This window comes from Mycobacterium colombiense (assembly GCF_001665835.1).
Classification (GTDB): domain Bacteria; phylum Actinomycetota; class Actinomycetes; order Mycobacteriales; family Mycobacteriaceae; genus Mycobacterium; species Mycobacterium colombiense_A.
The window spans coordinates 17954-29096 of record NZ_LZSX01000048.1; the positions used below are offsets into that span (position 1 = coordinate 17954).

The 11143-nt window shown below is 62.0% G+C and carries 8 protein-coding genes; 1 reads left to right on the forward strand and 7 read right to left on the reverse strand.

The features are described from left to right. Nucleotides 1-23: 23 nt before the first annotated feature. The 7 genes from A5760_RS11080 to A5760_RS11110 form a co-directional block, all read right to left on the reverse strand. Nucleotides 24-992, reverse strand: a complete 969-nt coding sequence (locus A5760_RS11080) for a glycosyltransferase family 2 protein (protein ID WP_064880593.1) — start codon at nucleotides 990-992, stop codon at nucleotides 24-26. Next, nucleotides 989-1780 (reverse strand): ABC transporter permease, encoded by a 792-nt coding sequence (locus A5760_RS11085; protein ID WP_082279433.1) that lies wholly within the window; start codon nucleotides 1778-1780, stop codon nucleotides 989-991. Before A5760_RS11085 ends, A5760_RS11080 begins: the two co-directional genes overlap by 4 nt. Beyond that, entirely contained in the window at nucleotides 1780-2520 is a 741-nt protein-coding gene (locus A5760_RS11090; RefSeq protein ID WP_064880595.1) for an ABC transporter permease, read from the reverse strand. The genes A5760_RS11085 and A5760_RS11090 overlap by 1 nt, the downstream gene beginning before the upstream one ends. Continuing rightward, nucleotides 2517-3464, reverse strand: coding sequence for a daunorubicin/doxorubicin resistance ABC transporter ATP-binding protein DrrA (locus A5760_RS11095; protein ID WP_064880597.1), 948 nt, complete (start codon nucleotides 3462-3464; stop codon nucleotides 2517-2519). Before A5760_RS11095 ends, A5760_RS11090 begins: the two co-directional genes overlap by 4 nt. A 243-nt stretch (nucleotides 3465-3707) precedes the next feature. Continuing rightward, nucleotides 3708-6626 (reverse strand): RND family transporter, encoded by a 2919-nt coding sequence (locus A5760_RS11100; RefSeq protein WP_064880599.1) that lies wholly within the window; start codon nucleotides 6624-6626, stop codon nucleotides 3708-3710. An 89-nt stretch (nucleotides 6627-6715) separates the two neighbouring features. Beyond that, entirely contained in the window at nucleotides 6716-9610 is a 2895-nt protein-coding gene (locus A5760_RS11105; protein WP_064880601.1) for an RND family transporter, read from the reverse strand. Beyond that, the gene (locus tag A5760_RS11110) at nucleotides 9607-10026 is read right to left on the reverse strand and encodes an MmpS family protein (protein ID WP_064880613.1); all 420 of its coding nucleotides are present in this window, start codon (nucleotides 10024-10026) and stop codon (nucleotides 9607-9609) included. The genes A5760_RS11105 and A5760_RS11110 overlap by 4 nt, the downstream gene beginning before the upstream one ends. A gap of 868 nt (nucleotides 10027-10894) precedes the next feature. On the opposite strand from A5760_RS11110, the gene A5760_RS11115 reads away from it, so the two are divergent. Then, the gene (locus tag A5760_RS11115) at nucleotides 10895-11125 is read left to right on the forward strand and encodes an MbtH family protein (protein WP_064880615.1); all 231 of its coding nucleotides are present in this window, start codon (nucleotides 10895-10897) and stop codon (nucleotides 11123-11125) included. Nucleotides 11126-11143: the final 18 nt, after the last annotated feature.

Consider the following 11143-nt stretch of genomic DNA (forward strand, 5'->3'; position numbering starts at 1 on the left):
CTCGGCGAGGTCGGGCAGTGGTGTCACCCGTGCGATGGAAACGTCAGCCCAGCACGGAATCGTCTCGCCCGCTCAAACTCATTAACGGGTGCTCCCAGCAGGGTCTTCAGGCGGGAAGCCCGCTGGGGCCCAAACAGCGTCACCTTGATGAGCAGCCCTAGCCATGCGAGTAACCACCATGGTGTCGCGGCGGCGCGGACGAGACCGGTAGACGCCGGATCCACGACCATCCAGGTCAGAATGCGCAGCTGGTCGAGCCAGTGTCGGTGGGCCTTCGTGATATTCGCCGACTCGGTGGTCGCGGTGTGATGCCGCACCGAGAGTTCCTGTGGCACAAAACAAACCGCGCCTCGCAGCATAAGGCGCAACCAAAAATCCAAGTCGACGGTCTGATAGACATCGTCGCGCAAGCCGCCCGCGGCCAGTGCCAGCCGGCGCCGGAACATCACGCAGCTCGGTTCGCCGATCAAATTGGCGCTCGCACCCCACAAGGCCACCAACTGCAGGACCAGTGACGACCCGCGGTTGTGCTCGCGCAGCTTCGCAAAGTAGACATGGAGCTTGCCCGGCGCTTTTCGTCGCTCGTTCCAGGGGAGGTTGTCGGTCTGCACCTGACGGGGTGCGAAGGTCAGCCCGACGTCGGGATCGTCGAAACAGCGGGCAAGCGTCCGCAGCGCTTCTGGGAGCAACCAGTCATCGCCGTGCAAGAACTGGATGTATTCGCCGTGGGCGAGTTCCAGGCACTTGTTGTGGTTTCCGTTCAGCCCGAGTCGAGACTCGTTGCGTATCAGGCGGTCTCGCTCACGCAGCAGCGATGCGGCTATGCGTGCGCCGTCATCCGACGACTGGTCATCGACGACGAGGATTTCGAACTCGACGCCGTCCTGATCCAGGATGCTGCGCAGACAGCGCTCGATGGTCGCGCCGTTGTTGTACATCGGCACGCACACCGAGATCAGGGGGTTGGCCGGTGCTTGGTCAGCGTGAGTCACGCGTTGGCCTCGGCGGCCAGCCGGTAGCCGCGCACGGCCACCGGGATGAACACCGCGAGTAAGGCGACCGCCCAAATCAACGTGGTCACAAGAGGCCACATGATCGGGCCGCCGTGCGCCAAGGACCGCATGGTCTCGATAGGCGGCGAAATCGGTTGTACGCGGATCAATGGCTGAGCCCAATCCGGAAACAGCTTGATCGGAGTGGCACCGGGATTGACGAACGCCAGGGCAAAAGTGACGCCCAGCACCCAGGTCATCGCGGTGCGGCCGTTGTTGCGGATGGCCATCGCCATCACCAGAGCGGTGAAGCCGGTGACCACGATTGACGGAATCAGCAGGAAAAGCGCTGCGGCGGGCCAACCTTGGAGGAAGCGCAGCCCCATCGCCAGTCCGAGGGCGGTGATCAGGATGGTGCCCATGAATGTGCGCACCACCTCGGCGATGATCCAGCCGGTGATCGCGCTCGCCCGGTGAATCGGCAGCACCCACATCCGGCTGAGTACGCGCGACTCGCGGTCCATGGTGATGCCGACCGAATTGCCCAGGGACCCGAACAGCCCGGAGATCACCGCGCACATGGGAACGATGCCGTAGATGCTGTCCACGCCCGTGACCTTCTGCACCTGCTCGCCCAGCACGATTTTGTAGATGAACAGCAGAAAGACGGGTAGCAGCAACGACCCCATCAGCACCGCTTGGTCGCGCCGCCAGCGGAGTAGGAGCCGGCCGGCCTGCACCGAGCTTTGGGTCCACAGCGACCCTTGCGGCTCGAGCCGATGACTCATTAGCCGCGCCTCTGCATCCGCAACGTGATCGCCCCGAACACCAGGACCATGCCCAGGCACCAAGCAAGGGTGGCCACCAGATTGCTGAGGATCACGTGGCCGGTAGCCAGGCCGCGGAGGGTCTCGGCGAACTGTGACACCGGCTGGTTGCGGACGTACGGGCGCAACCATTCCGGAAAGGTCTTTTCGGGGGCAATTCCGGTGGACAACATGAACAGCAGCAACTGGGGGACGAACAAGAGGTGGCTTGCGCCTTGAACAGTCTTGGCGCTCGATCCCAGGGCATCGGCGCCAAGCGCCACCGCCAGGCACAGCAGCAAGGAGATGAGCAGGAACGCCGCCGCGTAGCCGAGTCCGCCGGTGATCCGGAAACCGAAGGCATAGCCGGCAATCAGCGCCACCACCAGGGACAGCACCCCGCGCATCAGGGTGGCCGCCGTGCGGGCGGTCACGGTGGCTGCCGCGGCCACCGGTAGCGTCCGCATCCGCTCGCCGAACCCGGACACGTGGTCACGCGCGGCCCGGTCCGCGGTAAGCAGCCCGACGAAAATCATCGATTGCGCGACCACCGCGGGTAGGAAATATTGCGTGTAGCTGATGTGCCCGGTGTCGATCAGACCGTGCAACGCCACACTGAACCCCGCCAAATAGGCCGCCGGCGAGAGGATCTCAAAAATCATCTCGCCGTCGCGAGCCGCCGACATCAGCGAACGTTCGGTGAGGGCGGACAGGGCGCTCATGACCGGGCGGCGGTCCGCTCGGTCAGATGCAGGAATGCCTCGTCGAGCGAGGGCTTACGCAGTGAGATGTCGGCGAGCTCGAGTCCCAGCGCATCGACCCGGCGGAACACATCGACCAGCGTGGCCACCCCATCGGGTGCGAACACCGACACCGAGTTCGTGTCGCCGTCGATATCGACGCCCTCGAGTCCGTTCAGCGCCGCCGCGACCTGAGGCAGGTCGGCGGGATTGGCGGGGGTCACCTGGCAGTAGCTGGTACCCACGGCGCGCTTGAGCTCCTCGGAAGTGCCGCTGGCGATTACCTGCCCGTGATCGATGACGACGATCGAATCGCTGAGCACGTCGGCCTCTTCCAGGTACTGCGTGGTCAACAGCACGGTGATGCCCTGAACGGTCAGCGAACTCACCAGGGCCCACACGTCGCGGCGGCTGCGTGGGTCCAGCCCGGTGGTGGGCTCGTCGAGGAAGAGCACCTGTGGCGGCACCACCAGCGCGCTGGCCAAGTCGACGCGCCGGAACATGCCTCCGGAGTAGGTCGACAGCCGCCGGTCGGCGGCGGCGACGAGATCGAACTGTTCGAGCAGTTCATCTGCGCGGGCCTTCGCGCGCTTGCGATTCAATCCGCGCAGCCTGCCGAACAGCACCAGGTTCTCCCGGCCGGTCAGCATGGGGTCCATCCCGGTGAACTGTCCGGCCATCCCGATGCTGGCACGTACCTCGGACGGCCGGCGGATGATGTCATACCCGGCGACGCTGGCGCGCCCCGAGGTGGGACGGATCAGCGTGGAAAGAATGTTGATCGTGGTGGTCTTGCCGGCTCCGTTATGGCCGAGCACCCCGCACACCGTCCCGGCCGGAACCGAGAAGTCCACGCCATTCAACGCGAGCGTGTTTCGCCCGAATGTCTTTGTGAGGCCTACAACCTCGATCGCAAGTGGACTCACGGTACGAGTATTTCACGGTGCGGTGTGGCGTGCTGACGGTATAGGTAGATAGCAATAGGGGAGATGGCCCAGGCCTTTCCTCGACGGTGGCCGCAGATTTCCCCGACGCGGCCCAAACCTGTTCGCGGCGGGGGAGTTCCGAGCATGCAGGGCAAAATCATTTGGCGTCCAATCTTTCTCGTCGCGCTTTTCGCGGAAGGCGTTGATGCCTCGCTATCCGGGCATCGAAACGACGAGGACCACCTAGACGGTCGGCCTGGCGATCGGGATCTCGGCCGTGGGAGCGTCCATGTCGACCTCGTCGTGGTGGAGCAAGGTGCGTACCGACGGACGCGTTCCCACGGAGCGAAGCAGCAGACTGGCCGGCCTCGGCCGAACCAATTGCGGCCACCAGAACCACCGCCCGAGCAGCGCAGCGATGGTGGGCGTCATGAACGAGCGCACGATCAAGGTGTCGAACATCAGGCCCAGGCCAATCGTGGTACCGACCTGACCGATGATGCGCAGGTCGCTGACCACCATCGACGCCATGGTGAATGCGAACACCAGGCCAGCATTCGTCACGACCTTACCGGTGCCGCCCATCGCGCGAATGATGCCCGTATTGATGCCGCCGGCTAGTTCCTCTTTCATTCGAGATACCAGCAGCAGGTTGTAGTCAGAACCGACCGCCAACAAGACGATCACCGACATCGGCAGCACCATCCAGTACAACTTGATGCCAAAGATGTACTGCCAGATCAGCACCGAGATCCCGAACGATGCGCCCAACGAAAGCGTCACCGTGCCGACGATGACCAGGGCGGCCACAAAACTTCGGGTCAGGATCAGCATGATGATGAAAATCAGGCACAGCGCACCAATGCCGGCGATAAAGAGGTCGTACGTGGAGCCGTCCCGGAAGTCCTTGAACGTCGACGCGGTACCCGCGATGTTGATCTTGGCGTTTTCCAACGGGGTGTTCTTGAGCGACTCTTCGGCCGCCTGCCTGATCTTGTCGATGCGGTTGACGCTTTCAGACGTCGCGGGGTCGCCTCGGTGCGAAATGATGAAGCGAGCGGCCTTCCCGTCCGGCGACAAGAACTGGGCCATCGCTTTCTTGAAGTCCGCGTTGTCGAAAATCTCGGGCGGCAGATAGAACGAATCATCGTTCTTCGAATCGTCGAACGCCTGCCCCATGGCGGTGGCGTCCTTGTTGTTGCTGTCCATCTGGCCGAAGATGCCGGCCATGGTGCTGTGGTTGGTGAGCATCATGTTCCGCATGTCCTCGGACATCGCGATCATCGGCGGATACTGCTCGAGCAGCTGGGGCATCAGCTTGTCCATGTGATCGAGATCTTTGAGCAGATCCGTCAGTTTGTCGCTGAGCGTATCGACGCCGTCGAGGACTTCGAAGATATTCCGCAACGACCAGCAGATCGGGATGTCGTAGCAGTGCTTTTCCCAATAGAAATAGCTGCGCAGCGGCCGAAAGAAATCCTCGAAATCGGCCATCTTGCCATTTAATTCAGCGAGAACGACGGCCATTTCTTTGGTCTTCGTGATTGAGTCGTGCGTGATGTCGGTCATACGGCTTTGCAGCGAGTAGATGCGCTTCATGATCTCGATCTGCTTGGCCATCATGTCGGCTTGGACAAGCATGTCGTCCATGCGCGCCCGCATGTACTTCAGGTCTTGACCCATTATCGACTGTTGCATGCTGAGCAGGAACGGAATCGAGGTGTGCTGGATCGGTGTTCCCTCGGGTCGCGTTATGCCCTGCACGCGAGAGATCCCGTGAACTTGGAAGATCGCCTTCGCAAGTCGGTGCAGCAACAGAAAGTCTGCTGAGTTCCGCATGTCGTGATCGGATTCGATCATCAAAATCTCGGGCATCATGCGCGATTGATTGAAGTGGCGGTCTGCTGCCGCGTAACCGACGTTGGCGGGAACGTTGTCGGGCATGTAGAGCCGGTTGTTGTAGCTCGTCTGGTAGCCGGGCAAGGTCACCAGGCCCACCAGGGCGACGGCGATCGTCGCGCACAGGATTGGCGCGGGCCAACGAACGATCGCCGTACCGATCCGCCGCCAACGGCCGAACCCGATCGCGCGCTTCGGATCGAACAACCCGAAGCCACTCCCGACAGTCAGCACCGCCGGAACCAGCGTCAGGGCGATCACCACGGAGATGAGCATGCCCACGGAGCAGGGCATGCCCATGGTCTGGAAGATGGGCATGCGGGTGAAGCTCAGGCACAACATCGCCCCGGCGATCGTCAGACCGGAACCCAAGACGACGGGGGCGACGCTGCGATAGGTGGTGAAATACGCCGTGTGCCGGTCTTCGCCGGCCTGGCGCGCCTCCTGATAGCGGCCGAAGAAGAAGATCGCGTAGTCCGTGCCGGCGGCCATTGCCAGGGCCACCAGCAGGTTGACGGCAAACGTGGAGAGTGCCATCCAATTGTTGTTGGCGATGAAGGCGATAACACCGCGAGCGGCGAAGACCTCGATCCCGACGGTGATCAACAACAAGATGACGGTCGTGATCGAGCGGTACACCAGGAGCAGCACGATGAAGATGATCAAGGCACCGATCATCGTCATTTTCAGAATGGATCGGTCTCCGGCGAGCTGCATATCGGAGAACAGCGCCGACGGACCGGTGACGTAGGCGTTGATCCCGGGGGGCGGTGGTGTCCGCGCGATCACGTCGCGGATCGAGGACACGGATTCCTGGCCCAGGGTCGTGCCTTGGTTGCCCGCCAGATTCAACTGCACATAGACGGCCTTGCCGTCGGGGCTCTGGGCGCCCGCCGCGGTGAGGCGATCGCCCCACAGATCCTGCACATGCTCGATATGCTTTGTGTCGCTTTTTAATTCAGCAACCAGTTTGTCGTAGTAGGCATGTGCCTGGTCGCCAAGCGGCTGCTGTCCCTCCAGGACCAGCATCGCGAAGCTGTCCGAATCGGATTCCTTGAAGTCCCGGCCCATGCGCTGCATGGCCTGCACCGCCGGCGCGTCTTGAGGGGCGAGTGGCACCGAATGCTGTTGGCCCACAATCTCGAGGCGTGGCACGCCGAACGTCACCAGCAGGGTCAGCGCCACCCACCCGATGATGATGAACACCGCAAGGTGGCGAATTGACCGCGCGACGCGCGACGGCCGGGCTGCGTGCGTGGTCATAAGGCCCTCGACAGGTCGACGACGCTATTGCCCAGTGTCACAGTGTTCCCCAAGGTCGCTGTTCCCATTTTGAAGCGGAAATCCGCCACTTATTGCGGCTGCTTCAGGAGCAGTGAACGCACCAACGGACGGGGGCCGGTGTGCCGCAGCATCGTGCTGGCCGGGCGGGGGCGCACCAACTGTGGCCACCAGAACCAGCGTCCCAGCAATGCGGCGACGGACGGTGTCATGAATGCCCGCACGATCAGCGTGTCGAATATCAAGCCGATGCCGATCGTCGTGCCCACCTGGCCGATGCTGCGCAGCTCGCTGACCCCCATCGAGGCCATGGTGAAGGCGAACACCAGACCGGCGTTCGTCACGACCTTTCCGGTACCGGCCATGGCGCGGATGATGCCCGTGTGGATCCCGGCAGCCAACTCCTCCTTCATTCGGGAAACCAATAGCAAGTTGTAGTCGGAGCCCACCGCCAACAGCACGATCACGGAGGTGGAAAGCACACTCCAGTGCAGTTGCATGTGCAGCAAGTACTGCCAGACCAGCACGGACAACCCGAAGGACGCGCCGAGTGAAAGCAGAACCGTGCCGACGATGACCATGGCGGCAATGAAGCTTCGCGTCATGATCAGCATGATGATGAAAATGAGGCAGATCGCGGATACGCCGGCGATCAAAAGGTCGAACATGGATCCGTCCACCAGATCTTTGGTAATTGCCGCGGTACCGGTCAAGTAGATCTTGGCGTTTTCCAGGGGAGTGCCCTTGAGCGATTCCTCGGCCGCCGTCTTGATCTGTTCGACCCGGGAGAGGCCTTCGGGCGTCGACGGGTCGCCCCGCTGGGAGATCAGCAGACGGACGTCCTTGCCGTCCGGCGACATGAACACCTTCTCGATCCGCTTGAACGACTCGGACCCGTTGATGATCCCGGGTGGCAGGTAGAAGGAATCGTCATTCTTGGAGGCATCGAACGCCTGCCCCATGGCGCTGGGATCCTTTGCGCTCGAATCCATTTGGCCCATGACGCCGGACATGGTGCTGTGCATGGTCAGCATCATGGTGCGCATGCCCGACATGGTTTCGATCATGGGCGGGATCTGCATGACCAGCTGCGGCAGGATCGCATCCAGCTGGTCCAGGTCCTTCACCAGGTCGCCCAATTTGTCGGTGACCTCGTCAACGCCGTCGATCGCGTCGAAGATGGATCGCAGGGAGAAGCAGATCGGGATGTCGTAGCAGTGCTTTTCCCAGTAGAAGTAGCTGCGGATCGGGCGCCAGAAGTCCTCGAAATCCGAGACTTTGTCTCGCAAATCCGAAGTGATGTCCTGCATTTCATGCGTCGTCCCGACCATGTGGTGCGTTGTGGCGACGAGTTCCCGCATCAGGCCCAGCATGTGCTGCATGAGGCCGATCATCTTCCCCAGCTCATTGGCTTGGGTGAGCATGTCGTTCATGCGGTCTTTTTGGAAAGCCATGTTCTGCATCTGGCTGGCCTGACCCATGCTGATGATCCAGGGAATCGTCGTGTGTTGCAGTGGCGTACCCTCCGGGCGGGTCACGGTCTGCACCGTCGCGATTCCGGGCACCGCCAGAACGCCCTTGGCGAGTTTATTGATGACGAGCATGTCCGTCGGATTACGCAAGTCATGATCGGTCTCGATCAACAGAATTTCGGGCATCGACATGCGCTGGCCGGGGAAGTGCCTTGCCGCGGCCGCATACCCCACGTTGGCGGGAATGCGTTCCGGAATGAATTTCTGGTCGTCGTAGCTGGGCTTGTAATTCGGCAGCGTCAACAGCCCGATCAGCGAGACGGCCAACGAGGCGATGAGGATGGGCGCCGGCCACCGCACGATGGCCGTACCGATCCGTCGCCACCTGCGGGTCGAGAGTGCACGCCGTGGGTCGAACAGACCGAACCGGGCTCCGGCGGCCAGAAGGGCGGGGCCCAGCGTTATCGCGACCAGGACCGCGATGGAAATGCCGACGGCGCAGGGGATACCCAGCGGCTGGAAAAAAGGAAGTCGGGTGAAACTGAGGCAGAGCACCGCACCGGCGATCGTCAGGCCCGATGCAAGCACAACCTTGGCTACACCGTTGAATGTGGTGTAGAAGGCCTCCTCTCGGCTTTCGCCCATGTGCCGCGCCTCTTGATATCGGCCGACGAAGAAGATGCCGTAGTCGGTACCCGTCGCAATAACAGCGGCGACCAGAAGGTTGACGGCAAAAGTGGTAAGGCCGACCAACCCGAGATGGCCGATCAGCGCGACCATTCCGCGCGCGATCTGCAATTCAAGGCCGACGATCAGCAACAAAAGAATGACCGTGACAATCGACCGGTAGACGAGCAGCAACGTCAGGAAAATCACGCCAAGGCTCACCAGCGTAACCAGCATGATGCTCTGCTGGCCGGCGATGTTCATGTCCGCGATGATGGGTGCGGGCCCGGTCACGTAGACCTTTAATCCCGCTGGGGGCGAAGCCTCCTGCACGAGCTTTCGAACGGCCGCGACGGACGCGTCACCCGCGGCCGCACCCTGGTTACCGTTGAGGTTCACCTGTACATATGCGGCCTTACCGTCCTGGCTCTGTGCGGCCCCGCGGGTCAGCGGATCGCCCCAGAAATTCTGGACGTGCTGCACGTGCGCGTGGTCGTCTTCCAGCCGCTGGACCAAGCGGTCGTAATACCTGTGCGCCTCATCGCCGAGTTGCTGCTGGCCCTCTAGCAGGATCATCGCCAACGCGCCGGAGTTGGTCTCGTGGAAGTCCTGGCCAAGCCGCTCCATGGCCTTGAAGGACGGTGCGCCCAACGGGCTCAGCGAGACCGCATTCTCCGCCTCGACCTTGTCCAGCGAAGGGACGGCGACGCTGAGCAGGACGGCGATGCCCAGCCAGCCCAAAATGATGGGAACCGACAGGCGATGGATGATCCGCGCGATACGTGGTCGCTCGGCCGGCCGGGTTTCCAGTTGTTGCGGCGCACTCATGTGGCCGTCAACACGCAGTAGGTGAATGCGTTCATCTCGTGAGAGATCCTCTCGGCTTTGACGACACCGTCGACCACGATGCGGCAGCCGAGACTATCGCTATTGCCCTGTGCGACCACATTTCCCACGATCGAGGGCAGCGTCGTCGAGATGTCGAACGTCCACGGCAGCTCGATACCGTTGATGTGGTTCGGTTCGCCGTTGGCGTCAAAGTAGCTGATGTCGGCCATCGACCCGGCGGGGCCGAAGACCTCATACTTCACGTGCTTGGGGTTGAACGGTTTGGTGTCTTGCTGCCTGGATTCGGCGTAGCTCGGGCGCTTCTCGGAGCCGAAGACGCCGTGCAACCGCGAGACCGTCATCCCTCCGGCGACGACGACGGCCACGATGACCAGTGGGATCCACAGCCTGCCCAGGAAGCCAAAAATCCCAGGTCCCTTTTTGGCGCGAGTCGTCCGAGGGCCGCTTTGCTGCACGGGTTCCGTTGAAGATCGACGACCAAAGCCTAGGAAACGACGTTGGCTAATGACTCGTCCTTCCGCGCTGGTGTTGTCGGGCCGGGCCCGGACCTCCGATTCGACCACTGCACCCCCCTTCAGCCGTGTTCATGCCCGGGCGGTTCTCGCCGCTCGAACATGCAACTACACACCCGTCGCGACACGCCAGATTGCGGCGCGTCGAATGTGGTGCACGTGGCCGGCCAGCCGTGCCTCGGACACCTCATGCGAACTCCGCCCCCCGGGGAGCGCGACCAGGTCTTGTTGAGTAAACCACGCCAGTCGCTTCCGTATCAGTGCTTTGCCAACGCGATGCGGGATCGTAATGCCCCTCGCGTGCGTAAACGGCATGTTGCTGAGCGTCCGAATCTTCTTCGTCCACTTCTCTTCTTCGGCAAGGCCGCCTACTCACCTAAGCACAGCGGCTGCACGGTGTCACCGGGTGGGCGATCCCGCGCAGTCTTGCCAGCACACTGCCAGTTTCGCCTCTTGGTGATTTTCCCGGCCCCTAGGACTTCGGCTAAGCTCTGTGGCGACAAGCACAAAAACTTCATCGGCCTGAAGGACGTGCCTGCCCCAATAGCGATATTTCGCAGTCAACGCCATTGATGCAGGTCACTGCAGCGCATTCCGGGGCATCGGGGCCCCGTCGCGCACCAATCACTGGATGGTGTCAACGCCTTCTAGGTCACACCAGGAACTTTGTCCAAACCGCGGGCGAGCGATCTAGGGCTCAACTATGGTTTGGACCTGTTCCACTCATGTCCACTATGCATCCTGGAGAATTGTGAGCATCAACCCATTCGACGACGACAACGGCAGCTTTTTCGTCTTGGTGAACGACGAGGAGCAACACAGCTTGTGGCCGGCCTTCGCCGATGTTCCAGCTGGCTGGCGAGTGGTCCACGGCGAAGCCGACCGAGCTGCGTGTTTGGAGTACATCGAGCAGCATTGGCCCGATATTCGGCCGAAGAGCCTGCGGGACAAGCTCTCAACGGGCCGGGGTTTTGACCAATAACCAGCCGGGGTATGGGGC

Excerpts from the sequence above, each read along its gene's own strand:
- A5760_RS11085 (WP_082279433.1), bottom strand. The coding sequence starts at position 1,780 with ATGAGTCATCGGCTCGAGCCGCAAGGGTCGCTGTGGACCCAAAGCTCG.
- A5760_RS11090 (WP_064880595.1), bottom strand. The coding sequence starts at position 2,520 with ATGAGCGCCCTGTCCGCCCTCACCGAACGTTCGCTGATGTCGGCGGCT.
- A5760_RS11100 (WP_064880599.1), bottom strand. The coding sequence starts at position 6,626 with ATGACCACGCACGCAGCCCGGCCGTCGCGCGTCGCGCGGTCAATTCGC.
- A5760_RS11105 (WP_064880601.1), bottom strand. The coding sequence starts at position 9,610 with ATGAGTGCGCCGCAACAACTGGAAACCCGGCCGGCCGAGCGACCACGT.